Genomic DNA, 26,222 nt, shown 5'->3' on the forward strand with positions numbered 1-26,222 from the left:
TCGCGTCATTTCGCGTCCGCGTAGCACCGCACGACCGCCGTCGTGAACGGAAAGCGCACCGGAGTCTGCCCGAAGGTGAGGCGGCCGGCGAGTTCGGCCGCGTCGCGGATGGCGGCCACCACGGTGTCCGCCTCCTCGGCGGGGCAGTGCACGATCACTTCGTCGTGCTGGAAGAAGACCAGTTCGGCGGCGAGTCCGGAGCAGGTGCGGCGCAGCGCCGCCAGCATGAGCAGGGCCCAGTCGGCGGCACTGCCCTGCACGACGAAGTTGCGCGCGAAGCGTCCGCGGGCACGGGAGTTGGAGGAGGCGTAGCCCGGCACCCAGCCCTGGTCGCCGGCGGTGTCGGTGGTGTCGGCGGGGTCGTCCTGCGGTATGCCCGCCTCCTCCCCGCCGCCGTCGCCCGCCCCGGCCGCCGGGGGACAGGTCCGTCCCAGCCAGGTCCGCACCAGGCGCCCCTCCTCGCCCGCGCGGGCCGCGTCGTCGACGTAGGCCACCGCCTTGGGGAAACGGCGCCGGAGCAGGGCGAGGTTCTTGAGCCCGTCGCCCGACGTCTGGCCGTAGACGGCGCCGAGCACGGCGAGTTTGGCCTGTGCCCGGTCGCCGGAGAACGCCCGGTCCGACACCGACTGGTAGAGGTCGCTCTCCCGGCCCGCGACCTCCATCAGGCCGGGATCGCGCGAGATGGCGGCGAGGACGCGTGGCTCCATCTGGTCGGCGTCGGCGACGACCAGCCGCCAGCCGGGGTCGGCGACGACGGCACGCCGGATCACCTTGGGGATCTGGAGCGCGCCGCCGCCGTTCGTCACCCAGCGCCCGGTGACGGTCCCGCCCGGCAGGTACTCGGGCCTGAACCGTCCGTCGCGCACCCAGTCCTGGAGCCAGGACCAGCCGTGGGCGACCCAGATGCGGTACAGCTTCTTGTGCTCGATCAGCGGTTTCACGGCCGGATGGTCGATCGACTCGATCTCCCACCGCCGGGTGGACTTGACCTTGATCCCGGCCTGCGCGAACGCCTTGACGACGTCGGCCGGCAGGTCGGGTCTGACCCGCCTCCCGAAGGCGGCGGACACCTCTTCGGTGAGCTCGGCGAGGCGCCGGGGCTCACCGCCTCCGGTGTACCGCTCGCCGAGCAGTTCGTGCAGCACGTCCCGGTGGACGTCCGCGCTCCATGGCAGCCCTGCCTGGTTCATCTCGGCGGCGACCAGCATCCCCGCGGACTCGGCGGCCGTCAGCAGCCGCATCCGTTCCGGGTGCGCGGTGGCGTCGTGGCGACGCTGCTGGTCGGCGTAGACGGTCAGGAGATCCGCCAGCGGCACGTGCACCGGGCGGGGTTCGAAGAGGGAGGACTGCGATCCGGGTTCGGCGGAACGCTGTGGCGGGTCGGGCGGTACGGGGCCGCCGCGCAGTCTCGCGAGCGCGGCGGCCGCCGACCGGGGCTCGCCGAGCCGCCCCTCGTGTCCGAGCAGCAGGGTCTCGGCGGCCTCCATGTCGTAACACCGCTCCACTCGCACCCCCGTGGCGAGCAGTCGCGGATAGACATCGGCCGTCGACCGCCATACCCACCGGCTCACGTCCGGCCTGGCACGCACGGCCTCCGCGAGGTCCGCCTCCCGGCGGACCTCCCCCGCGGGCAGCCCGTCCGGGCCGAGGGCGGCGATCTCGACGCCACCGTCCTCGGCCGGCGCGAGAGCCCAGCGCTCGGTCATGCTCCCGAGTCTCGCAGGGGGGTCTGACAATGCAGTCCGCCGACGCGGCCGGCAGCCCGGCAGGCCCGTGGCGCGGTGCGTCGTGGGTGGGCTGCGGACTTCCCCTCCGGGTGCCCCTGGGACTGCTCCGCGGTCTTCTTTTCCGTCCCCGTCTACGCCTGTGCCTCCGTCCCCGTCTACGCCTGTGCCTCCGTCCACGCCTGCGTCTGTGCCTACGCCCCTGCCTCCCCCTTCTCCCCCGTCTCTTCCTTCACGAGCTCCGTGATCATGCTTGCGATGTGTCCTTCGGCCGCCTGCTTGTCGACGCCCGCGCCGCTGAGAACGCCCTGGCCGTTCTCGAACTCCAGCAGGGCGAGCAGGATGTGCTCGGTGCCGACGTAGTTGTGGCCGAGGCGGAGGGCCTCGCGGAAGGTGAGCTCCAGGACCTTCTTGGCGGCCGGTCCGTACGGGACCAGTTCGGGGACCTCGTCGGCGGCCGGCGGGAGCGCGGCGACGGCCGACTCGCGGACGGTGTCCAGGGAGACTCCCTGCGCGGTGATGGCCCGTGCGCCGATGGAGTCGGGCTCGCCGATCAGGCCGAGGACGAGGTGCTCGGGCAGTCCCTCGGTCCCGCCCAGGGCCTTGCACTCGTTGTGCGCGACCATGACGGCCTTCCGGGCCTTCTCCGTGTAGCGGCCGAACCCCTGGCTGGGGTCGAGGTCCGCCTCCGCCTTGGGTACGAACCGCTTCTGCGCGGCTTGCCGGGTGACCCCCATGCTCCTGCCGATGTCCGTCCAGGACGCTCCCGAACGCCGTGCCTGGTCCACGAAGTGCCCGATCAGATGATCGGCCACGTCCCCCAGGTGATCCGCCGCGATCACCGCGTCCTGGAGCTGGTCGAGCGCGTCGCTGTGCACGTTCTTGATGGCCTCGATGAGGTCGTCGAGACGCACGGATGCCTTGCCGGGTGAGTTCGTCGTCATGTGTCAACGCTAGGTTGACAGTCCTGGACTGTCAACCCGAAGTTGACAGTTGGGGTGGAGCGGAGAGCCCGGCGTCATATCGGTGAGGAGATCGCGGAAAAGGGTGCGTGACGGGTTGGCCGACGTGCAGGGTCCGGTGGCCCGTGAGTTGTCCACAGGGTGTGGACGAGCCGGAGGCTCCGGCGCCGGACCGTGAGCCGGCACCCGCGCGGCCCGTGACACGATCGGGGGATGAGTACGTCCAGCACCGTGGAGCGCGCCTTCGCGGCCGCCCTCTACGCCGACTCCGACACGGCCCTCGACAGCGGAGCGTCCGCGCTCGCCGCCGACCCGGCCTGCGACGCCGAACTCGCCCGGCGCGGTGAGGAGTTCGTCGCGGCGGCCTGGCGGCGAGGATGGCAGCCCGCCGATGTCGTACGGATCGTGCGGCGCGACCTGGACGACGTACACGTACGCCTGCTGATCTCTTTGATCCTCAAGGACGGGGAGGGCGAGCAGGTGTCCCGGGGTGCGCGCTGGACGGCCCAGCTCGACGAGCTGGCGGCCGAACCTCACGGCCTCAGGGCCGACCGCTTCTCACGCGCCTCCGCGACCCTGGAGCTCTACCGTCTGCTCTTGCGCCTGCCCTCCATCGAGCCGCTCGACGCGCCCACGGCGCCGGCGGCCGCGGCCGGCGCCCCGCGGGAGACGCGCATGCTCACCCGTATCCGCGCCCTGCTCGCGAAGGCCGAGGCGACCGGGTTCCCGGAGGAGGCGGAGGCGCTCAGCGCCAAGGCGCAGGAGCTGATGGCGCGGCACAGCATCGACGAGGCGCTGCTCGCGGCCCGGACCCACGCGAAGGACGCGCCCGGCGCCTGCCGTATCGGCGTCGAGCCTCCGTACGAGACGGCCAAGGCGGTGCTCCTGGACGCGGTCGCCGGGGCGAACCGCTGCCGGGCCGTGTGGAACGACGCTCTCTGCTTCTCGACCGTCGTCGGCTTCGAACCCGACCTGGAGGCGGTGGAGCTCCTCTACACCTCGCTCCTCGTGCAGGCCACGGTGGCGATGGCCAAGGCGGAGGCGGCGCAGCGGGCGGGCGGCCGCAAGCGCACGAAGACCTTCCGGCAGTCGTTCCTGGCCGCCTACGCGCACCGGATCGGCGACCGGCTCGCGTCGGTCGCCGAGGAGCAGGTCACTGTCACGGAGGGGGATTTGCTGCCGGTCCTGGCGGCCCGCGACGTGGCGGTCGCGGACCATCTGGACCGGATGTTCCCCGAGACGGTGACAACCCGGATGCGCGGGGTCACCGACGAGGCCGGATGGCACGAGGGCGCGGCGGCGGCGGACCGGGCCCAGGTCCGGGGCAGACGCCCGCTTCCGTAGAAGGGCGGTCGGCGGGGCGTCCGATTCCGTAGAACGGCCGGTCGGCGGGGCGTCCGATTCCGCAGAGCGGCGGTTGTGCGGGGCGCCCGCTTTCGTAGGGCCGCCGTCCTCTGTGAGGCGCTCGCTCCCGTACGACCCCGGTCGTCGGCGAGACGTCCGCTTCCGTTGGGCCCTGGTCGTCGGCGAGACGTCCGCTCCCGTAGGCCCCGGTCGGCGGCGGAGTGCCCTCTCCGTGGAACCGCTGCGCGGGTCAGTCGCCCGCGTGCTGGAACGGTGTCGTGGAGGCGTTCGGGCTGCTCGCCGATCCCTTTCCGGTGACCGGGCCGTACGACCAGGGGAAGCTCTGCGCGGTGTCGGCGCCGGGCAGGGCGATCTTCAGCGTCTTCACGGCGAGGGACTTCGCATCGCCCTCGGCGCCGCGGACGTAGGTGATGGTGAAGGACGCGGTGTCGCCCTTGGCGAGGGTCAGCTGCTCCGGCGCCGCGGACTTGTCCGCCGCGACGGCGGCGGAGGTCCCGCCGCCCTCCACGGAGAGTCCGGGGAAGCCCTTCAGGGTGCACTGGGCGCCCTTGTTGGTGAGGGTCACCGGGATGTTGCCCGTGTCGCCGGCGGCGGTGGCGGCGTTCGCAGGACCGACCTGGATCCCGGTGTCGCCGATCACGCAGGCGGCGACGGCGGCCTTCTTCGCCGAACCGGCCGTGTCACCGGACTTCCCGGAAGTACCGGCGCTGCCGGAGCCGCCGCCGTCGCAGGAGGTCAGAGCGAGGGCCGCCGCGAGGACGGTGACGGCGATGGGCAGAGCGCGCATGGGTTCCCCTGGGAGTCGTGACGATGTGCATGGATCATCACGCACTCCGGTCGGCCGAGGTTGCGCACCCCTGGCGGTTCACCCGCACGGGACCGGTATCGCCCGATAGTGTCCGTGGATCTTCCGGTTCTGCCGGAATGGGCCGACGTGATCCCGTGGGGTTCGCGACCGGGCGATCAGGAGCCGAGGCCCGCCGTGGGCAGACCGGTGGGCAGCTTTCCGCCCTGGCTCTTGGTGTACGTCTCCTTGCCGAGGCCGCCCGACCAGGTGACCGTCAGAGTCGTACCGCTGACGGAGTCGACCATACCGACGGCGCGCTTCTTGCTGCCGTCCGCACAGGCGAGGCGGATCATCTTCATGCTCGCCTCGTCGGACGAGGTGCCGCTGCACACGGTCCCGCCGGTCGCGAAGAGGCCCGCCTGCTTGCCGTTGATCATGAGGACCACGGCCTTGCCGCCCGCGGTGGTGAGCCAGCTGCCCTGGAGCTTGCCGCCCGCCGCCGACGTGGCGCCCGAGCCGCCGCCCGTGCCGGCGCCGTCCGTGGCGGACGCGCTCGGGCTCGCCGTCGGGCCCCCGGAGCCGTCGCTCCCGCTGCTGCAACCGGTCAGCACGAGCGCCGCCGCCAGTCCCGCGGTCGCGGCCGCGATATGCGCGTGGCGGGACGGGAAGGTCGCCGTAGTCACTGAAGCCCCCAAGGGTGGGATGGATGCGGGTCACCAGAACGATCGCAGCAAGCTATCAGGAGGGACTGGGGACCCTGTCGGGCAATCGGCGTGCGGTTGCTCACGGGCCGCATCCGCTCGCCAAGGTCCGGCGGGCGCTCATCGATCCCGAACTGCTCGCGCGGTGGCGGATGCCGGGGTCCGAGAACTTCCGGCTCGAGGTCGGTCACCGGTACGCGCCGACCGCGGTCCCACGCCCCGACGTGGGCTTCTCGGCACCGTTGAGGTGCTCGTTCTCGCCTACGAGCCCCAGCGGACGCCGAGTGTCCGCCGGGCCGACGCGAACGCGCATCGATCCGCGGACTGGTCCATTACCTGGACACTGGAACAGTAAGGGCGCGGTATGCGTCTCTTCCTAGTACACGCGGGGTTCGATCCGGACGATCCCGCACAGACGATGGCGCGGAAGATCATGGACGGGGGCTGGAGGTCGCATGTGATGCGATCTCCGGGGAATGCGCTTGACCGGATGTAGGCCGTACCGAACTCCGGTGACGTGCAGGCCGTAGTCGGGCGAACGACAGCCGGTAGTCAAAGGCCGGTAAAAGCTGTAACCGCAGGACCACCCCGCGTGCACGTGCATCTGCCCATGCATCTGCACATGAACAGAGCTATGATCCGAGTCAGTTGACTACTGCATCTATGGCCACCTCAGCCACTGCACGACCGGGGAGCGACCTGTGGACCACGACGTGTTCGACGTGGATGACGTGTACAACGGTATGGCTGAATTTGTGTACAACGGCATGGCTGCGACCGAGCTTGACGGCGTCGCCTGGCAGAAGAGCCGGCACAGCAACTCACAGGGTTCCTGCGTGGAGTTCGCGCGGCTGCCCGGCGGTGACGTGGCCGTGCGGAACTCGCGGTTCCCTGAGGGGCCCGCGCTCGTCTACACGCGTGCCGAGATCGAAGCCATGCTCCTGGGCATCAAGGACGGCGAGTTCGATCACCTGATCGCGGGCTGACGGCCGTGATCGCGAGCTGTCCCGGGCAGGCCGGTCGCGGAAGGGCCGGACGCGGGACGGGTGGCATCGATCGGGGGTGAACTTCACCCTGTGTGCCGTAACGCGCGTAGAACCGCGGCGCCAAAAGGCGCCGCGGTTCGCTATTCGGAGCAGGGCGCGGCCGTGTCCGGCTGGGACCCCAGCCGGAACAGCGCCCATACGACCTTGCCGCTGAGCGTTCCGGCAAGCGGGTGCCAGCCCCAGCTGTCCGAGAACGAGTCGACCAGGAAGAGGCCGCGCCCCGACTCCGCCGCGAAGTCGTCCGAGTCGCCCGCGACCGGACTGTCGTGGCTGGGGTCGCGCACCGCGCACACCAGTCGCGAGGTCCATCTCATCAAGTGCAGCCGTACGGGCGGCCCTTGGTCGTCCTTGCGCGGAGTGTCCGAGGGCAGCGCGTGCCGCAGGGCGTTGGTGACTAGTTCGGAGACCACCAGGCAGACATCGTCGAAACGGTCGCCTATCTCCCACTGGTCCAACGTTCCGCGGGTGAACTGCCGGGCCTCGCGGACCGCTTCGTAGCGGGCGGGCAGGGCGCACGAGGCGGCGCTGGACACGGCCGCGGGATCGAGAGGCGGAAGTCCCTGCCGTAAGGGTTCGAGCATGGTCGATCCATTCGTCCCCATGCGAGGCACTCCCGGGTGTTCGCGGTCGTTGCGATGCAGCGGTGGCGCGGGGACCATGGTTCCGAATGCGTACAGCAGATGCAAGGGCAGATGCACGTGCACGCGCCCGAATTGGACCTTCCTCTGCTACTTCTTGGTCATTTCTTCCTTCACCTTATTCTCAGTTCTCGTCGTTTCACTGATCCTTTCCTGTGCCTCGGCTTTGGCTGCTTTCCGTTTCCGTAACTGAACGAGTACTGCTTGAAGTGTTTTAGTGGCAGACTTCGGCGTCTGGAAGACGGTTGGGGAGGCTGACGAACGTGAGCGCTGGTGAGTCGAGCGGCTCGGTGGTGCGGCGCATGCTGCTGGGGTCCCATCTGCGGCGCCTGCGTGAGGCGCGTGGCATCACCCGTGAAGCGGCCGGTTACTCGATCCGTGCCTCCGAATCGAAGATCAGCCGTATGGAGTTGGGAAGGGTGAGCTTCAAGACCCGCGATGTCGAGGACCTGCTGACGCTCTACGGCATCAACGACGAGGCCGAGCGCACCTCCCTGGTCTCGCTCGCCAAGGAGGCCAACGTCGCGGGCTGGTGGCACAGTTACTCCGACGTCCTGCCGAGCTGGTTCCCCACCTATGTCGGTCTCGAAGGCGCGGCCCACCTGATCCGGGTGTACGAAGTGCAGTTCGTGCACGGCCTGTTGCAGACCGAGGCGTACGCCCACGCGGTCGTCCGGCGCGGGATGAAGGGCGCCTCCGCCGCGGACGTCGACCGGCGTGTGGCGCTGCGTCTGGAGCGGCAGAAGTACCTCGTCTCCGAGAACGCCCCCGAGTTCCACATCGTCCTCGACGAGGCCGCGCTGCGCCGCCCGTACGGCGACCGCGAGGTGATGCGCGGGCAGCTCCAGCATCTGATCGAGATCTCCGAGCGGCCCAACGTACGTCTTCAGGTCATGCCGTTCAGCTTCGGCGGGCACTCCGGCGAGAGCGGCGCCTTCACGATCCTGAGCTTCCCCGAGTCCGATCTGTCGGACGTCGTGTATCTGGAGCAGCTCACCAGCGCGCTCTATCTGGACAAGCGCGAGGACGTCAACCAGTACGAGAGCGCGCTCAAGCAGCTCCAGCAGGACAGCCCCGGGCCGGCCGAGAGCCGCGATCTGCTGCGCGGGCTGCTCCAGCTCTCCTGAGAGCATCCACAGACTTCTCCGGTCACCTTCAACTCCCTTGAAACACAAGTACGATGACATGTGATCAGACCGTGATCGGATGTCTGCTGACCCGGGCCAAGGACTGCCTCGGCAGCACAGGGATTGAGGGAGCACATGTCGTCCTACTTCACCGACCTGGCCCAGCAGTACATCGACGGCGAGTGGCGTCCGGGAACGGGCTCCTGGGACATCATCGATTTCAACCCGTACGACGGTGAGAAGCTGGCGTCGATCACGATAGCCACGATCGACGAGGTCGACGACGCCTACCGCGCCGCCGAGCGAGCCCAGAAGAAGTGGGGCGCGACGAACGCGTACGCGCGTCGCGCGGTCTTCGAGAAGGCGCTCGCCGTCATCGACGAGCGCGAGGAAGAGATCACCGAGGTGATCATCGCCGAGCTCGGCGGCACCCGCCTCAAGGCGGCCTTCGAGCTGCACCTCGTCCGCGAGTTCCTGCGTGAATCGGTCCAGCTGGCGTTGCGCCCCGAGGGAAAGATCATCCCCTCGCCGGGCGACGGCAAGGAGAACCGCCTCTACCGCGTTCCGGTCGGCGTCGTCGGTGTCATCAGCCCGTTCAACTTCCCCTTCCTGCTGTCGATCAAGTCCGTCGCCCCCGCCCTCGCGCTCGGCAACGGCGTGGTCCTGAAGCCGCACCAGAACACCCCGATCGTGGGCGGCTCCCTGGTCGCGAAGATCTTCGAGGAGGCGGGCCTGCCCGGCGGCCTCCTCAATGTCGTCATCACCGACATCGCGGAGATCGGCGACGCCTTCATCGAGCACCCGGTCCCGAAGGTCATCTCCTTCACCGGTTCCGACAAGGTCGGCCGCCATGTCGCCACCGTCTGCGCCGCGAACTTCAAGCGCTCGGTGCTCGAACTGGGCGGAAACAGCGCCCTGGTGGTCCTGGAGGACGCGGACATCGACTACGCGGTCGACGCGGCGGTCTTCAGCCGTTTCGTCCACCAGGGGCAGGTCTGCATGGCCGCCAACCGTGTCCTCGTGGACCGGTCGATCGAGGCCGAGTTCACCGAGAAGTTCGTCGCCAAGGTCAGGACGCTGAAGACCGGCGACCCGAGGGACCCCCAGACGGTCATCGGCCCCGTCATCAACTCCTCCCAGGCGGACGCCCTGTCGAGCGTCGTCGAGCAGGCGATCGCCGAGGGCGCCACCGCCCTGCTGCGCGGCACCACCACGGACAACCTGGTCGAGCCCTCCGTCCTGACCGACGTCCCCTCCGACTCGGACCTGCTCCGCCAGGAGGTCTTCGGCCCGGTCGTCTTCCTCGTCCCCTTCGACGGGGAGGAGGAGGCGGTCCGGATCGTCAACGACACCCCGTACGGCCTCTCGGGCGCCGTCCACACGGCTGACATCGAGCGCGGCGTGAACTTCGCCAAGCAGATCGACACCGGCATGTTCCACGTCAACGACGGCACCGTCCACGACGAACCCCTCGTCCCCTTCGGCGGCGAGAAGCACTCCGGCATCGGCCGTCTGAACGGTGAGACGACGGTCGACTCCTTCACCACCACGAAGTGGATCTCGGTGCAGCACGGGCGGAGCCGCTTCCCCTTCTGAGACGCCTTCGCGTGATCGTCCAGCGCGCCCGGACCCTTGCGGACAGAACCTGACCGCAAGGGTCCGTAGCGTCTTCGGTGTCAGCCAGGTGGACCCGACGAAAGGCGGCCGGTCATGGTCACGCATGTGCGAGCGGAAGAGCAGGGCGACGAGCGCGGGGCGCTGCTCGCCTTCATCGAGGAGCAGCGCGGCGGCATCCGCCGGTCGCTGCTCGGACTGACCGAGGAACAGGCTGCGAGCAGGCCGAGCGCCAGCGAACTCTCCCTCTCGGGGCTGCTCAAGCACGTCGCCGAGGTCGAGCAGGGCTGGATCGCGCGGGCCAAGGGCGAGCCGCCCGCCGTGAAGCGGGACGAGTCGAACTGGCACGAGTGCTTCGTCCTCGCCGACGGTGAGACGGTCGCCTCGCAGCTGGCGTGCTGGGAGAAGGTCGCCGCCGAGACGGAGGCCTTCCTGCGCTCGGTGCCGAGCCTGGACGACACCTTCGCGCTTCCGCCGGACCCCTGGTTCCCGCCGGAGGGCCGCGTCTCGATGCGCTGGCTTTCCCTCCATCTGATCCGCGAGACGGCCCGGCACGCGGGGCACGCCGACATCATCCGCGAGTCGCTGGACGGCAAGACGGCCTTCGAGCTGGTGGCGGAGGAGCGGGGCTCCTCCTGGGACTGAGCCCTCGCGGCCCCGCGCCACCGGCCGCCCGCGGCTCCTCCCGGAGGACCGTGAGCGGTTCGGCGCGACCGTCTCTCGCGACGATCTCCGGCGGCGGCCTCAGGCAGACCCTAGTGATGGAAGCTCGTGGCCGCCGCCTTGTCGTGGGTCGACGGATGAGGCTGGCGGCGCAGTTCCGGCAGCAGTCGGCTCAGGTCCTCGATGAAGAGGTCGGCGAGGTCGGACGAGAAGCCGTTGCGGCAGACCACGCGCAGCACCGACAGGTCCTCGCGGTTCTCGGGGAAGGTGTAGGCGGGCAGCAGCCAGCCGCTCTCGCGCATTCTCCGGGACACGTCGAACACGTCGTACGCCGTCACCTCGGGCGCCGTCGTGAAGGCGAACACCGGCAGTTCGTCCCCCCGGGTGATGAGCCGGAAGTCCCCCAGGCAGTCGACGCGTTCGGCGAGTGCTCGCGCCACGTCCCTGGTCGTCTGCTGCACGGCGCGGTAGCCGTCCCGCCCCAGCCGCAGGAACGTGTAGTACTGCGCGACGACCTGCGCCCCGGGGCGGGAGAAGTTGAGCGCGAAGGTCGGCATGTCGCCACCCAGATAGTTCACCCGGAAGACCAGTTCCTCCGGCAGCTCGGCCGCCGTCCGCCACAGCGCCCAGCCGACGCCCGGATAGACCAGACCGTACTTGTGGCCCGAGGTGTTGATCGACGAAACCCTCGGCAGCCGGAAGTCCCAGACGAGGTCCTCGTCGATGAACGGCGCGATCATCGCGCCTGACGCGCCGTCGACGTGGACCGGGATGTCGAGTCCCGTGCGCTCCTGGAGCCGGTCCAGCGCCGCGCACAGCTCGGCGATCGGTTCGTAGGACCCGTCGAAGGTCGAGCCCAGGATGCCGACGACCCCGATCGTGCTCTCGTCGCACAGCTGGGCCGCCGCCTCGGGGTCGAGGTGGAACCGGTCGCCCTCCATGGGGATCTGACGGGCCTCGACCTCCCAGAAGTTGCAGAACTTCTCCCAGCACACCTGGACGTTCACGCCCATGATCAGATTGGGCCGCGCGCCCGGGTAGCGGTCCGCGTTGCGCTGTGTCCAGCGCCGTTTCAGCGCCATGCCGGCGAGCATGCAGGCCTCGCTCGACCCGGTCGTGGAACAGCCCACCGTGGCCGAGGGATCCGGCGCGTTCCACAGGTCGGCGAGCATCGCCACGCAGCGCCGCTCCAGTTCGGCCGTCCGGGGGTACTCGTCCTTGTCGATCATGTTCTTGTCCCGGCACTCCGCCATCAGGATCCCGGCCTGAGGTTCCATCCAGGTGGTGACGAAGGTGGCCAGGTTCAGCCGGGAGTTCCCGTCCAGCATGAGCTCGTCGTGGACGAGCTGGAGCGCGGTCGTCGGCGGCATCGGGCCGTCGGGGAGGCGGTGCTTGGGCGGTGCCTCGACCATGCCGCTGACCGGATTGGCCTCGCCGTAGAAGGGATTGACGGAGCGCGGGCGGGTATCGGGCTTCGGCTGGCCCTGGTGGAGCGGCATGGGCTTCTCCCAACGGTTCGGCGGACGGGCGTCCCATTTGTTCATCGGATGAGGGTGCCCCGGCGGTTCACCGGACGGAGCTCCCGTCGTCGTGAAGTTGCATCTGCGGCCGTCCGGTCACCAGCAGCCAGGCCGGCAGGGAGGCGATGCAGAGCACGGCGATGATCGAAGGCGAGGCCACCAGGACGGCGGCCGTGAACAGGCTCACCCAGCCCTGCCGGGTGATCGCGAGAAGCGTGCCGAGGACCCCTGCGGCCAAGCCCAGCGACGGCGGGACCGACGGCACCAGCGCATGGGCGCACAGACCGAACGAGGCACCCACGAAGACGGCCGGGAAGATCCGGCCGCCCCGGAATCCGCAGGACGCCGCCACGACGAGCGCGGCCAGCTTCACCACGGCCATCAGGGCGAACCGGCCCGCCGACCAGCCGTCCGGATTCCGGGCGATCTCGGCGACCTGGTCCAGGCCCTTGAACAGGGTCAGCGGCCCGCCCAGGCAGCCGAGCAGGCCCAGCACGAGCCCGCCGACGGGCAGCGCCACCATGGGATGGCGCAGGAGGATGAAGGCCTTGTGGACGTGGGGAAAGGCGTAGACCCCGGCCATGCCGAGCACCGCCGCGGCGGAGGCCACCACCACCGCGGACAGCACGTCGGTCCAGCCCGGACTGCCGAGCGGGGGCAGCCCCAGGTCGAAACTCGCGTGCCCCAGCAGTGCCGTGGTCATCGAGCCCACCGACGCGGCCGTCAGCGGCGCGAAGAGGTTGTCCCACAGCAGACCCCTCACCTGCCGTCCGGCGAGCGCCTCGGAGATGACCAGCGCCGCCGCGACCGGCGTACCGAACAGGGCGCCGATGGTGCCCGCCTCGGCCAGGGTCACCCACAGCTCGCCGGGCGCAGCGGGTGCGAACCGGCGGCCCGCCCAGAAGGCAAGCGCGACGTTCGTGGCGATGATCGGGTTCTCGGGGCCGAGGCTCGGACCGCCCGCCAGCATCAGCGCGGTCACCACCAGCAGTCCGGGCAGGATGAAGGGGGCCATCGGTGCCGCCTGGAGCCCCAGGGTGGCCGGATCGGGGCCCGCGTGCCCGGGCACCATCCACACCACCAGACCGACCAGGATGCCGGTGGTGGTGAGCATGACGATCATCCAGAGGGAGGAGTATCCGCCGATGCCGAGCGCGTTCGGCAGGTCCGTCCACAACACGTTCTTGAGCTGGTCGGCGAGCCAGCTCACTCCCACGAGCAGGAGGCTCGTGGCCACGCCGACGGCCACGGAGGGGAGGAACAGCGGCAGCAGCGTCCGCGCGGGCCTCGCCAGGGCGGGGGCCGGTCCCGGGGGAGCCGCTTCGTGGGTCACGGGCTCACCCTAAGCGGATGAATCCGACATAACACCCCGAGCCTCACTGCCGGATCGGGCCCGCGGCTTCGGGCTTGCACCTCACGTCACGTCAGGCCTCATCGTGAAGGGCGTACCGAGAAAGGAGCGGAAGTGGGCTATTCAGTGGGCCAGGTCGCCGGATTCGCCGGGGTGACGGTGCGCACGTTGCACCACTACGACGAGATCGGTCTGCTCGCCCCGGGTGAGCGCAGCCACGCGGGGCACCGGCGTTACGACGACGCCGACCTCGACCGGTTGCAGCAGATCCTGTTCTACCGGGAGCTCGGCTTCCCGCTCGACGAGGTCGCCGCCCTGCTCGACGACCCGGAAGCGGACCCGCGCGAGCATCTGCGCCGCCGGCACGACCTGCTGACCGCCCGGATCGAGAAGCTTCGGAAGATGGCCGCGGCCGTGGAGCACGCCATGGAGGCACGCACGATGGGAATCAACCTCACGCCCGAGGAGAAGTTCGAGGTCTTCGGCGGCAAGGACCCCGAGGAACACGCGGAGGAGGCCGAACGCCGCTGGGGCGGCACGGAGACGTACGCGGAGTCGCAGCGCCGCGCCGCCCGCTACACCAAGGACGACTGGAAGCGGATGCAGGCCGAGGTGGCCTCCTGGGGCGAGCGGTACGGCGCCCTGATGGAGGCCGGGGAGCGGCCGGACGGCGAGCGGGCCATGGACATGGCCGAGGAGCACCGGCAGCACATCACCCGGTGGTTCTACACGTGCACCTACGAGATCCACCGGGGACTCGGCGAGATGTACGTCGCGGACGAACGGTTCAAGGCGTTCTACGACTCCACGCGTCCGGGGCTGGCCGAACACCTGAAGGAAGCGATCACGGCGAACGCCGCCCGGCACACAGGGGAAGCCTGATCCGGACCGGGCGCCCGTCCACGACGCGACGGGCGCGGGTCCGGTGAGTCGCCGGTGCGGGTAAGGGGCGTACGCCATTGCGGGCGCCCCTTACCGATGCGGTGGGTCCGCCGGAGGGGTCCGGAGGCCGCACCGCGACGGTCCATCTGCGGGCGGCCACCTCCGGTGTGGCGCGGGTTACTCCTTCACCAGGACCACGGCCGTTCCGTAGGCGCAGACCTCCGTGCCCACGTCCGCCGCCTCCGACACGTCGAAGCGGAACATGAGCACGCCGTTGGCGCCACGCGCGCGTGCCTGGTCGACGAGCCGCTCCATGGCCTGGTTCCGGGTCTGCACCAGCGTCTTGGTGAGCCCCTTGAGTTCACCGCCGATCATCGATTTCAGGCCCGCGCCGATCTGGCTGCCCAGATGGCGCGAGCGCACCGTGAGGCCGAAGACCTCGCCGATGACCTGCTCGACGCGATGGCCGGGAACGTCGTTCGTCGTGACGACCAGGACGTCCTCGTGGGGACCCTGACCGCCGCCGTATTCATCGATGCCCATGGTCCACAGCTTTGTCCCAGTCGTCGCACAGTGCATCCTGGAGTCACGGGTGGAACCTGGCGTGGACACATTGCGTTGATAGCTTTGGCCGGCCGTACAAGGACCGCCGTACCTCCCTTCACCCCCTCAGGAGCCCGGACCCGTGATGACGCTCGCCCTCGGTCCCAGCTGGCTGGATCCGAACACCCTCCTGGACAATTTCGGCATCTGGGGCCTGCTGCTGGTGGTCTTCGCCGAGTCCGGCCTGCTCATCGGCTTCTTCCTGCCGGGCGACTCGTTGCTGTTCACCTGCGGTCTGCTGATCGCCACCGGCGCGATGGACTTCCCGCTGTGGGCGGCCGTCCCGCTGATCTGTCTCGCGGCGGTCCTCGGCGACCAGGCGGGTTACCTCTTCGGCAAGAAGGTCGGGCCCTCGCTCTTCACCCGCCCGAACTCCCGCTTGTTCAAGCAGGAGAACGTGGTCAAGGCCAACGAGTTCTTCGAGAAGTACGGTCCCAAGTCCCTGGTGCTGGCCCGCTTCGTGCCCGTCGTGCGCACGTTCACGCCGATCATCGCGGGCGTCAGCGGCATGCGGTACCGGCCCTTCCTCACCTTCAACGTCATCGGCGGCGTCCTGTGGGGCGCGGGCGTCACGCTGCTCGGTTCCTGGCTCGGCAAGATCGAGTTCGTCAACAAGCACATCGAGCTGATCCTGATCCTCATCGTGCTCGTCTCGGTGGTCCCGATCCTGATCGAGTTCCTGCGCGCCCGCTCCCAGGCCAAGAAGAACCCGCCTCAGGAGTCCCAGGAGTCCCACGAGTCCGACGAGCCCCAGGGGTTCGAGGACTTCCCCGAGCACTTCCCGGCCCACCCCGAGGCCGGCCGCACCCGCCCCGCCGCCCCTGTCATGGACGACGCGACCCGGCCGCTGCGGGTGCCGCCGGTCCACGAGGGCCAGAACTCCTCGTACGGCGGCCAGGACCACGGCCGGGACCAGGGCCAGTCGTACGGGAATCAGGGCCACGGCCGGTCGTACGGCGATCAGGGCCAGGACCAGTCGTACGGGAACCAGGGCCAGGACCAGTCGTACGGGAACCAGGGCCAGGGTCAGCAGTACGGCGGCGACCAGGGCCAGGGTCAGCAGTACGGCGGCGACCAGGGCCAGGGTCAGCAGTACGGCGGCAACCAGGGCCACGGTCAGCAGTACGGCGGCAATCAGGGCCAGGGCCAGGGCCGGCAGTACGGCGATCAGGGCCAAGGGCAGTCGTACGGGAACCAGGGCCAGGGCTACGGTCCGCAGGGCAACGCCTACGGGGGCCAGCAGCAGCCCCCGCAGCACCGGCACGAACCCCAGCAGCAGTACCAGCAGTACGGCTCGGAGCAGGGCTACGGCTACGACCAGCAGCAGTACGACCAGGGTTACCAGCAGGGCTACGACCAGGGTTACGACCAGGGCCGGCCGCAGCCGCAGGGCCACCCCCGGCAGCAGGGCGAGCAGCACCCCCAGGGCGACCCCCGCCGTCAGTACGACGCCGAGCAGTACCCCTACGGTCAGGACCCCACGCAGAACTGACGCACCCGCCCGGTCCCGCCGAGCCCGGCCTCAGGGACCGGGCTTCGGGGCCGGGCCCCAGGGACCGGGCCTCAGAACCCGCGGGTCCGCTTGGCGGCACGCCGTCCGCCGGCGGAGCCGCCCGGCAGGCGCAGGAAGAGCCGCGAGATCTCCGAACCCAGGTTCACGCCGATCGCGATGGCCATGGCGAGGGCCGCGGCCTTGGTGAGCGACACCAGGCCCTTGTCGACGTTGTTCTGGGCGATCGACAGCAGTCCGAAGTAGGTCGCCGAACCGGGCAGCAGGGGCCCGATCGCGGCCGTCGTGTACGGCAGCGCGGAAGCGAACCGGTAACGCGAGAGCAGCTGCCCGAAGAGGCCGACCAGGCCCGCGGCGACGGCCGTGGAGGGCACCGGCGATATCCCGCCCGCGTAGTGCATCGCCCCGTACACCGACCAGGCCACGCCCCCGTTGAGGGTCACCGCGAGGACAGTGGAACGTTCCTGCTGGAGCAGGACCGCGAAGGTGAGCGACAGCAGCATCGACGCGGCGATCTGGAGCAGTGGCCGCTCGGAGATGTTCAGCGCCGCGTCCGGGTTGAGCTGCGCGCCCAGCTTCACCCCGAAATAGAGCACCACCAGGACGCCGACGACGATCCCCACGAAGAAGTACATGACTTCCAGCAGCCGCGCGGACGCGGTGATGTAGAAGCCGGTCAGTCCGTCCTGCACCCCCGCGACGAGCGCCCGCCCCGGCAGCAGCGCGAAGAGCCCACCGGTGATCACCGCGGACGCCTTCACGTCGACGTGCGCCACCGTGAGCGCCACGCCTATCGCGGCGGGCGGCATCGCGGCAGCCGTGAACTGGTAGAACTCCGGCAGTCCGCGTCCCGCGCACAGCCAGGCCAGCCGGTCGCCGAGCATCGCGCCGAGCGCGGCGGCGACGAACACGATCGCGTCACCGCCGACGAGCACCGAGGCCGCGCCGGCCAGCAGTCCACCGGAGGCCGTGAGCACCCAGCCGGGATACGGGTGCCGGTTGCGCCGCATCTCCGCGAGGCGCCTGTAGGCCTCCTCCAGGGGGATCACGGTCTCCGGGTCGCTCAGGTCGTCGACGAGCCGGTAGACGGCCGCCAGGCGCGTGTAGTCGGTGCCCCGGCGGCGGACGGTCCGTGACGCCGTCACCGGGTCGTCCACCAGGGACGGCTGGTGCGAGATCGAGAGCAGGGTGAAGGTGACGTTCGGCTCGCAGCGGTCGAGGCCGTAGGACCGGCAGACGGCGAACATCGCCGTCTCCACGTCCTCGGCGCCCTCACCGCCGGCGAGGAGCAGCTCGCCGATGCGCAGGGTCAGGTCGAGGACCCTCGGGACGGCGGGCCCCGACTCGTCCCCCTTGTGCACGGGTTCGGGTGCGGGCCGCTCGGCCACCGGCATGCGCAGCATCGTGCGCATCCGGTCCTGCCACGGCGCGTCCTTGGTCAGGCTGACCACGGGGACGCCGGTCGCCGGTGTGAAGGCGGGAGGCGCGGTCCGGGCACTGTAGGTGCGCGGGGTGTTGAACGCCGAGCCCCCCTGATCGGGCGCGGCCGGCTGCGGAGCGTCGAGTCCCCGGGGGAGCGCGAACTCCGAGGTCGTCGACGATTCGTCGTCGCCCGCCACCCCCGGCGGCGCCACCCCCGTGGGCTGGCTGAAGGCGCTCCTCGCCTCGTCCGAGTGCGGCTTGCGGTCTTCCGCTTCCGGGTCCGCCACCAACTCCAGCCTCGCCTTTCCCGTCTGTGTGGTTCTCCGTCTTGCCTTCCGTATGCCTCAGTATGCGTATGGACACACGAACGGGCCGCGTGACCCCCAGGGGATCACGCGGCCCGTTCGGAAGAGGGGGAGGTCGGCGACCGCCCGCAGGGGGTCAGTGACCGCCCTGGTCCTTGAGGCGCTTGTACGAACGCTCGATCTCGGCCTCGGCGTCCGCGCGGCCGACCCAGTCGGCGCCCTCGACGGACTTGCCCGGCTCCAGGTCCTTGTAGACCTCGAAGAAGTGCTGGATCTCCAGGCGGTCGAACTCCGACACGTGGTGGATGTCGCGCAGGTGCTCCACACGCGGGTCGTGCGCAGGGACGCACAGCAGCTTGTCGTCGCCGCCGGCCTCGTCCGTCATACGGAACATGCCGATCGCCCGGCACTGGATGAGGCAACCCGGGAAGGTCGGCTCGTCCAGGATGACCAGGGCGTCCAGCGGGTCGCCGTCCTCGCCGAGAGTGTTCTCGACGAAGCCGTAGTCGGCCGGGTAGCTGGTCGAGGTGAAGAGTCGACGGTCCAGACGGATCCGACCGGTCTCGTGGTCCACCTCGTACTTGTTCCGTGAACCCTTCGGAATCTCGATCGTGACGTCGAACTCCACCGGTGGCTCCTCCATGATCAGCACATAGTTCTGGTGATTAAGTGTCCCTCACGCAGGTGGGTGATCGCGAAAGGGGCTGGTGGTCGTGCCAGAGCTGAGGGCTTGGCGGGCCGCGAGACCGCATGTGGTGCGGGTCGCGCGGACGGTGAAACCGCATGTGACGCGGATCACCCAGGCTGTGCGGCCGCGCGCCGTGCGGTTGACGACACCGCAGCTCACAGCCGTTGCCGCCACTGTCGGCCTGGCGCTCGCGGCCGGAGCGGTGACCGCGGCCGGCCCCTGGGACTCCAGCGGTCAGCGTACGGCCGAGCGGGACTGGGCCGCATCGCGGACGCCCGAGGGTGGCACAGATCACGCACGTACGTCCGGTACGCACCGAACGTCACCCCGGCCCGCCCCCAGCGCCGCCTCCGTGCTCGCCGGGCTCGGCGGCCCGACGGGCACCCTGCCCGCGCCCGCGGGCAAGGCACTCGCGGACGTCCTCGACCCGCTGCTGGCCGATCCCGTCCTCGGCTCGGTGCGCACCGCCGTCGTGGTCGACGTGGCGACCGGCAAGCGGCTCTACGGCAAGGGTGCCGACCAGGTCCAGACACCGGCCTCCACCACGAAGATCGCGACCGCGGTCGCGGCCCTCGCGGCGCGGGGTCCCGACTACCGCATCCGGACGCGTACGGTCCTGGAGCCCGACACCAAGGAGGTCGTGCTCGTCGGCGGCGGAGACCCGACGCTGACCGCCCGCAAGCCCGCGGACGGCTGGGCCGACCTGGAAACGCTCGCCGAGGGGACGGCCACCGCCCTGAAGGCCCGTCACATGGACCACGTGACGCTGTCCTACGACACCTCGCTGTACTCCGGCCCCGGCCTCCACCCCATCGGGGTCAACGAGAACATCGCGAAGGTCACCCCTCTGATGGCCGACGAGGGCCGCCTCGACGACTCGGACGGCGGGCCGGCCGGGCGCGCCTCCGACCCGGCGGCGGACGCCGCGCGGAGGTTCGCGGGCCTGCTCCACGACCACGGCATCACCGCCACGGCGCCCGGCCCCTCGAAGGCGACGAGCCGCTCCCAGGCACTCGCCTCCGTCTCCTCGCCGCCGCTGTCCGCCCTGGTGGAGCGGATGCTGACCAACAGTGACAACGACATCGCCGAGGCCCTGGCCCGCCAGGTCGCCCTCGCCACCGGCGAGGAACCCAGCTTCGACGGCGACGCGAAGGCGATCCGCGCCGAGCTGAAGAAGCTCGGACTCCCGCTGACCGGAGCGCAGTTCGCGGACGGCAGCGGGCTGAACCGCGCCGACAAGGTCTCCGCCGACCTGCTCACCGCGCTGCTGGCCAAGGCGGGCGACCCGGCCCACCCCGAGCTGCGTCCGGTCCTCACCGGCCTGCCCGTCGCCGGTTTCACCGGCACCCTCAGCGCCCGGTACACCGACTCGCCCACCGCCACCGGAGTCGTCCGCGCCAAGACGGGCACCCTGACCGGGGTCAACACCCTCGCCGGGACCGTCGTCGACAAGGACGGGCGCCTGCTGGCCTTCGCCTTCCTGACCTCCGACGCCGCCCACCCGCCGAACCCCCTGGAGGCCCGGGCGGCCCTGGACCACACGGCGACGGCACTGGTGGCGTGCGGCTGCCGGTAGCGGGTTCTCGTACGCGGGAGGGAATTCCGGCGCGCCGGGGGCCGTACGCCGGACACGGAACCCGGCCCCTTCGGCCCGTGAGAACCATGAGCACCACCAGCCTCTCGGCCGGGGCGTGTACGGCGCCGGACCCTAACCGCAGCCGGACCCGCTCACGTACGGTTGACGCATGACGAGCATCGGTGGTGCTGCATCTACTGGGATGGTCGACTGGAACCTCGCGGTGGCGACCGCGACCAGGCTCGTACGGCCGGGCCCCGAGGTGAGCCGCGACGAGGCACGGGCCATCGTCGCCGAACTGCGCCGGCACGCGAAGGCCTCGGAGGAGCACGTGCGGGGCTTCACCCGTATGGGCGCGGACGTGGTCCACGACACCCCCGTCCTCGTCGTCGACCGCCCCGGCTGGGTCCGGGCGAACGTCGCCGGGTTCCGGGAGATCCTCAAGCCCCTTCTGGACAAGATGCAGGAACGGCGCGGGAGCACCCCGGGCGGAGCCGTCCTCGGCGCCGTCGGCGGCAAGGTCACCGGCGTGGAGCTGGGCATGCTGCTGTCGTTCCTGTCGTCCAGGGTCCTAGGGCAGTACGAGACGTTCGCGCCCGCGACCCGCGATCTGCCCGCGGGGGCGCCCACGGCCTCCGGCAACGGCGGCGGCAGGCTCCTGCTGGTCGCCCCGAACATCGTGCACGTGGAGCGTGAACTCGATGTCCAGCCCCACGACTTCCGCCTGTGGGTGTGCCTCCACGAGGAGACGCACCGCACCCAGTTCTCGGCCGTGCCCTGGCTGCGCGACCACCTGGAGGGCGAAATCCAGTCGTTCTTGGGGGAGACCGAGGTCGACCCCATGACCGTCCTGGAGCGCATCAGGGAGGCCGCGCAGTCGCTCTCCGGCTCCCGCCCCGACACCGAGGAGGACGACGGAGGGCGTTCCCTCGTGGAAATCGTCCAGACGCCCGCCCAGCGCGAGATCCTCGGCCGGCTCACCGCCGTGATGTCCCTCCTGGAGGGACACGCAGACTTCGTCATGGACGGCGTCGGACCCGCCGTGGTCCCTTCCGTCGCCGAGATCCGCGAGAAGTTCCAGCAGCGCCGCGCCAAGGGCGCCTCCCGGCTCGACATGGCCCTGCGCAAACTGCTCGGCCTGGACGCCAAGCTCAGGCAGTACAGGGACGGCGAGCGGTTCGTACGGGCGGTCGTCGACGAGGTGGGCATGGACGGCTTCAACCGCGTGTGGACCTCCCCGAACACGCTCCCGACCAAGGTGGAGATCGCCAAACCGGCGGACTGGGTCGCGCGGGTGCACCGCAAGGCGGAGTCGTGAACCCTACGGGACGGTCGTGAAACGAATCCGGCCGATGGCAGGCAAACGCTTCTCCTATCACCCGTCCGAGGGACCGTGGAGCATGGGTAGGCGTGCAATGCTCGGGGAACGCCCCGGTTCTGTCACCATCTACACACTCTGAGTGACAGATCCCCGGGCTAACCCCCCGAAAACTTCATGAAGGGAACCGGACATGGGTCCCCATCCTGCGGTCGCGGCGATACGCCTGGCGGTCCGCCGCGTACTCCACGACATCCTGACCGACCAACCGCCCGCCCACGACACCCGGCGCACGCCCGCACGCGGTGCCGCGCGCTCCTGCGCCCCCGACGCGGAACGCGTCCCCGCCCCGGGGACGCGGCGCAGCGTCGCCACGCCCGCACGGCCCCCGCACGACCGGCCCCGCACGAACTCCCGGCCCCTGCCCGGCGAGGACGTCGCTCCGGCGCCGCTCGTGCTCGTCGCCTGCTCCGGCGGCGCCGACTCCATGGCGCTCGCCTCCGCCCTCGCCTTCGAAGCCCCCAAACTCGGCATCCGCGCCGGTGGCATCACCGTCGACCACGGTCTGCAGCCCGGCTCCGAACTGCGCGCCGACGAAGTCGTGCTGCGCCTCACCGAACTGGGGCTCGCCCCGGCCGAGTCGATCGCCGTCACCGTCGGCCGCGACGGAGGCCCCGAGGCCGCCGCCCGCGACGCCCGGTACACCGCTCTGGACTCCGCCGCCGAGCGCCACGGCGCCTCCGCGATCCTCCTCGGCCACACCCGCGACGACCAGGCCGAGACGGTCCTGCTCGGCCTCGCCCGCGGCTCCGGCATCCGCTCGCTGTCCGGAATGGCCGCGGTCTCGGGGGCCGACGGCCGCTACCGACGCCCGTTCCTGCACCTGGACCGGCAGACCGCCCGCAAGGCGTGCCTGGTCCAGTCGCTGCCCGTATGGGACGACCCGCACAACACCGACCCGGCCTACACCCGGTCCCGGCTCCGCCACGAGGGTCTGCCCGCCCTCGAGAAGGCGCTCGGCAAAGGAGTCGTCGAGGCTCTCGCCCGTACGGCCCAGCTCTCCCGGGACGACGCCGACGCCCTCGACGCGTGGGCCAGCCAGGCGGAGGCGTCCGTACGCGACGCGGCCGGCCTCCTGGAGTGCGCCAAGCTCTACGCCCTGCCGCCCGCCGTACGCCGCCGGATCCTGCGCCGCGCGGCCATCGAGGCGGGCGCTCCGGCCGGTTCGCTGTTCGCCCGGCACATCGAGGAGATCGACCGGCTGATCACTGGCTGGCGCGGTCAGGGGGCCATCAATCTCCCCGGCAAAGTCGTCGCCCAGCGCCAGGGTGGCAGACTGGTGATTCGGCAAGGCTGAAACCGGACCCTGCACCGGAGCCGCTCACGCGGCTCCCAGGACCCCTACTTCGGGTCGCGGGCGGTCCGAGCGGCCGCGCGCGAGTCGAAGGGGACCGCCGCCGGTGACACCGGCGCCCTGTAGGTGAGCGAGCCCAAAAAAGTGGGACGGACGACCGAAAGTGATGCGGGTGGACGCGAAAGACATGGGCACCGACCTCAAGTCGGTGCTCATCACCAAGGAAGAGATCGACGCGAAGCTGGCCGAGCTGGCCGCGAAGATCGACGCGGAGTACGCGGGCAAGGACCTGCTGATCGTCGGAGTGCTCAAGGGCGCCGTCATGGTCATGGCGGACCTCGCGCGTGCGCTGTCCACCCCCGTCACGATGGACTGGATGGCCGTGTCGTCGTACGGCGCGGGCACCCAGTCCTCCGGCGTGGTGCGGATCCTCAAGGACCTGGACACCGACATCAAGGGCAAGCACGTCCTGATCGTCGAGGACATCATCGACTCCGGGCTGACCCTGTCCTGGCTGATCTCCAACCTCGGCTCCCGCGAGCCGGCCACGCTGAAGGTGTGCACGCTGCTGCGCAAGCCCGACGCGGCCAAGGTCGCGATCGACGTGGAGTGGGTCGGCTTCGACATCCCGAACGAGTTCGTCATCGGGTACGGCCTGGACTACGCCGAGAAGTACCGCAACCTCCCGTTCGTCGGTACGCTCGCGCCTCACGTCTACGGCGGCTGAGCTTCCTCTTCCTGAGGGCGGCTCAAGTCCTTGTGGGACGTTCGGGAACCCCAGCGGGTTTCGCGCCGTTGGAGCATGCGTGGGCGGGATTGCCAGCAGTCCCCTGCGGCTTCGGGTGACAATGCTGGGGTACCGTCCGAAGAACAGTCTTTATCAAACTCACTATGGCAGGAGGGACGGGGCGGCATCGCTCCGTATGGATGGACGTGAAGCGATACTTCCGTGGGCCGGTCATGTGGATCGTGCTGGCCGTCCTTGCCGTGGTCGTGTTGATGCAGGTCGTCGGTTCGTCCGGCGGCTACAAGACGGTGGACACAGGCCAGGTCGTCCAGGCGATCAATGACAACAAGGTCCAGTCAGCCAAGATCACCACTGGCGACGAGCAGATCATCAAGGCCTCGCTGAAGGACGGCGAGAAGGTTGACGGCAGCTCGAAGATCCAGGCGAGCTATATCGGCGACCAGGGCGTGGCCCTCGCCAACACGCTCCAGGACAAGTTCCAGAACAAGCAGATTCCGGACGGGTACACCGTCTCGCCGTCCAAGCAGAACCCCTTCGTGGGCATCCTGCTGTCTCTGCTTCCCTTCGTCCTCATCGTCGTCGTCTTCCTGTTCCTGATGAACCAGATGCAGGGCGGCGGCTCCCGGGTCATGAACTTCGGGAAGTCCAAGGCGAAGCTCATCACCAAGGACACCCCGAAGACGACGTTCGCGGACGTCGCGGGTTCGGACGAGGCGGTCGAGGAGCTCCACGAGATCAAGGAGTTTCTCCAGGAGCCGGCGAAGTTCCAGGCCGTCGGCGCGAAGATCCCGAAGGGTGTCCTGCTGTACGGGCCTCCCGGTACGGGCAAGACGCTCCTCGCACGCGCTGTCGCGGGCGAAGCCGGCGTTCCCTTCTACTCGATCTCCGGTTCCGACTTCGTCGAGATGTTCGTCGGTGTCGGTGCCTCCCGAGTCCGTGACCTGTTCGAGCAGGCCAAGGCGAACGCTCCGGCGATCGTCTTCGTCGACGAGATCGACGCGGTCGGCCGCCATCGCGGCGCCGGCCTCGGCGGTGGTCACGACGAGCGCGAGCAGACGCTCAACCAGCTGCTCGTCGAGATGGACGGCTTCGACGTGAAGGGCGGCGTCATCCTGATCGCCGCCACGAACCGGCCCGACATCCTCGACCCGGCCCTCCTGCGCCCCGGACGCTTCGACCGGCAGATCGCGGTCGACCGCCCGGACATGCTGGGCCGTCTGGCGATCCTCAAGGTTCACCAGAAGGGCAAGCCGGTCGCTCCGGACGTGGACCTGTCGGCCGTGGCACGCCGGACCCCCGGCTTCACGGGCGCCGACCTGGCGAACGTGCTGAACGAGGCGGCGCTGCTCACCGCGCGCAGCAACCAGAAGCTGATCGACAACTCCATGCTGGACGAGGCGATCGACCGTGTGGTTGCGGGCCCGCAGAAGCGGACCCGGATCATGTCGGACAAGGAGAAGAAGATCACCGCGTACCACGAGGGCGGCCACGCCCTGGTCGCGGCGGCATCTCCGAACGCCGACCCGGTCCACAAGATCACGATCTTGTCGCGCGGCCGTGCACTGGGCTACACGATGGTCCTGCCCGACGAGGACAGGTACTCCACGACGCGCAACGAGATGCTGGACCAGCTCGCGTACATGCTGGGCGGCCGCGCGGCCGAGGAGCTCGTCTTCCACGACCCGACCACCGGTGCCGCGAACGACATCGAGAAGGCCACGGCCACAGCACGCTCGATGGTCACGCAGTACGGCATGACCGAGCGCCTCGGCGCGATCAAGTTCGGCGGCGACAACGCCGAGCCCTTCCTGGGCCGGGAGATGTCGCACCCGCGTGACTACTCGGAAGAGGTCGCCGCGCTCGTCGACGAAGAGGTCAAGAAGCTCATCGAGAACGCGCACAACGAAGCCTGGGAAATCCTGGTGGAGAACCGCGACGTCCTCGATCAGCTGGTGCTCCAGCTGCTGGAGAAGGAGACGCTGAGCAAGGAGCAGATCGCCGAGGTCTTCGCTCCCATCGTCAAGCGCCCGGCCCGCCCCGCGTGGACCGGCTCCTCCCGTCGCACCCCGTCCACCCGCCCGCCGGTGCTCTCCCCCAAGGAGCTGTCACTGACGAACGGGGCGAACGGATCGACGGCTTCCATCGCCACCGCGACGGAGTCCGTCCCGGCCACGGAGACGGCCCCGGAGGACCGCACCGACAACTGAGCGAGCTCGGCTGAAGGCGGCCCCACCAGGCCCGGAATGGATGCCGCGCCCCCCAGGTTCTAGCCTGGAGGGCGCGGCATTTTCGTGTGCCCGCAGTTTTGGACGCGTCGA

The 26,222-nt window shown here is 70.0% G+C and carries 22 protein-coding genes; 12 read left to right on the forward strand and 10 right to left on the reverse strand.

Annotated elements, in window-relative coordinates; genetic code table 11:
• Positions 1-5: 5 nt before the first annotated feature.
• Together ABZV42_RS30640 and ABZV42_RS30645 are read right to left on the reverse strand one after the other, a co-directional pair.
• Positions 6-1,706 (reverse strand): bifunctional 3'-5' exonuclease/DNA polymerase, encoded by a 1,701-nt coding sequence (locus ABZV42_RS30640; RefSeq protein ID WP_355988480.1) that lies wholly within the window; start codon positions 1,704-1,706, stop codon positions 6-8.
• A gap of 212 nt (positions 1,707-1,918) precedes the next feature.
• On the reverse strand, positions 1,919-2,668 hold the full coding sequence (locus ABZV42_RS30645; protein WP_355988478.1) for a Clp protease N-terminal domain-containing protein: 750 nt from the start codon (positions 2,666-2,668) through the stop codon (positions 1,919-1,921).
• 231 nt (positions 2,669-2,899) lie between these two features.
• Between ABZV42_RS30645 and ABZV42_RS30650 the strand changes: the two genes are divergently transcribed.
• Positions 2,900-4,030 (forward strand): DUF2786 domain-containing protein, encoded by a 1,131-nt coding sequence (locus ABZV42_RS30650; RefSeq protein WP_356054626.1) that lies wholly within the window; start codon positions 2,900-2,902, stop codon positions 4,028-4,030.
• Between the two features lie 250 nt (positions 4,031-4,280).
• On the opposite strand, the gene ABZV42_RS30655 is transcribed toward ABZV42_RS30650, so the two are convergent.
• Positions 4,281-4,838 (reverse strand): DUF4232 domain-containing protein, encoded by a 558-nt coding sequence (locus tag ABZV42_RS30655; protein ID WP_356054628.1) that lies wholly within the window; start codon positions 4,836-4,838, stop codon positions 4,281-4,283.
• Positions 4,839-5,014: 176 nt separating this feature from the next.
• Positions 5,015-5,521, reverse strand: coding sequence for a hypothetical protein (locus ABZV42_RS30660; RefSeq protein WP_355988472.1), 507 nt, complete (start codon positions 5,519-5,521; stop codon positions 5,015-5,017).
• Between the two features lie 719 nt (positions 5,522-6,240).
• Between ABZV42_RS30660 and ABZV42_RS30665 the strand changes: the two genes are divergently transcribed.
• A complete protein-coding gene (locus ABZV42_RS30665) occupies positions 6,241-6,525 on the forward strand; it encodes a DUF397 domain-containing protein (RefSeq protein WP_103552684.1) in 285 nt (94 codons plus the stop codon).
• A gap of 140 nt (positions 6,526-6,665) precedes the next feature.
• Here the strand turns inward: ABZV42_RS30665 and ABZV42_RS30670 are convergent, their stop codons facing one another.
• Positions 6,666-7,187, reverse strand: coding sequence for an ATP-binding protein (locus tag ABZV42_RS30670; protein WP_355988469.1), 522 nt, complete (start codon positions 7,185-7,187; stop codon positions 6,666-6,668).
• A gap of 338 nt (positions 7,188-7,525) precedes the next feature.
• Here ABZV42_RS30670 and ABZV42_RS30675 point away from each other — a divergent pair, with 338 nt between their 5' ends.
• The 3 genes from ABZV42_RS30675 to ABZV42_RS30685 all read left to right on the forward strand — a co-directional run bounded on the left by ABZV42_RS30675 (position 7,526) and on the right by ABZV42_RS30685 (position 10,609).
• Positions 7,526-8,350, forward strand: a complete 825-nt coding sequence (locus ABZV42_RS30675) for a helix-turn-helix transcriptional regulator (protein WP_355988507.1) — start codon at positions 7,526-7,528, stop codon at positions 8,348-8,350.
• Positions 8,351-8,485: 135 nt separating this feature from the next.
• Complete coding sequence (locus ABZV42_RS30680) at positions 8,486-9,946, forward strand: aldehyde dehydrogenase family protein (protein ID WP_355988468.1); 1,461 nt, start codon at positions 8,486-8,488, stop codon at positions 9,944-9,946.
• Positions 9,947-10,060: 114 nt separating this feature from the next.
• Positions 10,061-10,609 (forward strand): DinB family protein, encoded by a 549-nt coding sequence (locus tag ABZV42_RS30685; protein WP_356054630.1) that lies wholly within the window; start codon positions 10,061-10,063, stop codon positions 10,607-10,609.
• Positions 10,610-10,719: 110 nt separating this feature from the next.
• Here the strand turns inward: ABZV42_RS30685 and ABZV42_RS30690 are convergent, their stop codons facing one another.
• Together ABZV42_RS30690 and ABZV42_RS30695 are read right to left on the reverse strand one after the other, a co-directional pair.
• Positions 10,720-12,126 (reverse strand): glutamate decarboxylase, encoded by a 1,407-nt coding sequence (locus ABZV42_RS30690; protein WP_356054665.1) that lies wholly within the window; start codon positions 12,124-12,126, stop codon positions 10,720-10,722.
• Positions 12,127-12,193: 67 nt separating this feature from the next.
• Positions 12,194-13,480 (reverse strand): ion channel protein, encoded by a 1,287-nt coding sequence (locus ABZV42_RS30695; protein ID WP_355988464.1) that lies wholly within the window; start codon positions 13,478-13,480, stop codon positions 12,194-12,196.
• Positions 13,481-13,612: 132 nt separating this feature from the next.
• On the opposite strand from ABZV42_RS30695, the gene ABZV42_RS30700 reads away from it, so the two are divergent.
• On the forward strand, positions 13,613-14,380 hold the full coding sequence (locus ABZV42_RS30700) for a MerR family transcriptional regulator (protein ID WP_356054632.1): 768 nt from the start codon (positions 13,613-13,615) through the stop codon (positions 14,378-14,380).
• Positions 14,381-14,557: 177 nt separating this feature from the next.
• On the opposite strand, the gene ABZV42_RS30705 is transcribed toward ABZV42_RS30700, so the two are convergent.
• A complete protein-coding gene (locus ABZV42_RS30705; protein ID WP_339130681.1) occupies positions 14,558-14,923 on the reverse strand; it encodes a YbjQ family protein in 366 nt (121 codons plus the stop codon).
• 142 nt (positions 14,924-15,065) lie between these two features.
• Here ABZV42_RS30705 and ABZV42_RS30710 point away from each other — a divergent pair, with 142 nt between their 5' ends.
• A complete protein-coding gene (locus ABZV42_RS30710) occupies positions 15,066-16,475 on the forward strand; it encodes a DedA family protein (protein ID WP_356054634.1) in 1,410 nt (469 codons plus the stop codon).
• A gap of 71 nt (positions 16,476-16,546) precedes the next feature.
• Here the strand turns inward: ABZV42_RS30710 and ABZV42_RS30715 are convergent, their stop codons facing one another.
• Together ABZV42_RS30715 and ABZV42_RS30720 are read right to left on the reverse strand one after the other, a co-directional pair.
• Complete coding sequence (locus tag ABZV42_RS30715) at positions 16,547-18,202, reverse strand: threonine/serine exporter family protein (RefSeq protein WP_355988458.1); 1,656 nt, start codon at positions 18,200-18,202, stop codon at positions 16,547-16,549.
• Positions 18,203-18,356: 154 nt separating this feature from the next.
• Positions 18,357-18,848, reverse strand: coding sequence for an inorganic diphosphatase (locus ABZV42_RS30720; RefSeq protein WP_328449784.1), 492 nt, complete (start codon positions 18,846-18,848; stop codon positions 18,357-18,359).
• Positions 18,849-18,927: 79 nt separating this feature from the next.
• On the opposite strand from ABZV42_RS30720, the gene dacB reads away from it, so the two are divergent.
• The 5 genes from dacB to ftsH all read left to right on the forward strand — a co-directional run bounded on the left by dacB (position 18,928) and on the right by ftsH (position 26,111).
• Entirely contained in the window at positions 18,928-20,484 is a 1,557-nt protein-coding gene (gene dacB / locus ABZV42_RS30725; protein ID WP_356054637.1) for a D-alanyl-D-alanine carboxypeptidase/D-alanyl-D-alanine-endopeptidase, read from the forward strand.
• Positions 20,485-20,653: 169 nt separating this feature from the next.
• A complete protein-coding gene (locus ABZV42_RS30730) occupies positions 20,654-21,802 on the forward strand; it encodes a zinc-dependent metalloprotease (protein ID WP_356054639.1) in 1,149 nt (382 codons plus the stop codon).
• 193 nt (positions 21,803-21,995) lie between these two features.
• Positions 21,996-23,159 carry a tRNA lysidine(34) synthetase TilS gene (tilS, locus tag ABZV42_RS30735; RefSeq protein WP_355988452.1) on the forward strand — a complete coding sequence of 388 codons (1,164 nt, stop codon included), beginning with the start codon at positions 21,996-21,998 and terminating at the stop codon, positions 23,157-23,159.
• A 163-nt stretch (positions 23,160-23,322) separates the two neighbouring features.
• A complete protein-coding gene (gene hpt, locus ABZV42_RS30740) occupies positions 23,323-23,883 on the forward strand; it encodes a hypoxanthine phosphoribosyltransferase (protein ID WP_339130687.1) in 561 nt (186 codons plus the stop codon).
• A gap of 200 nt (positions 23,884-24,083) precedes the next feature.
• Positions 24,084-26,111, forward strand: a complete 2,028-nt coding sequence (gene ftsH, locus ABZV42_RS30745; RefSeq protein ID WP_355988502.1) for an ATP-dependent zinc metalloprotease FtsH — start codon at positions 24,084-24,086, stop codon at positions 26,109-26,111.
• Positions 26,112-26,222 lie beyond the last annotated feature (111 nt).

Source organism: Streptomyces sp. NPDC005281 (assembly GCF_040607495.1).
Lineage (GTDB): Bacteria > Actinomycetota > Actinomycetes > Streptomycetales > Streptomycetaceae > Streptomyces.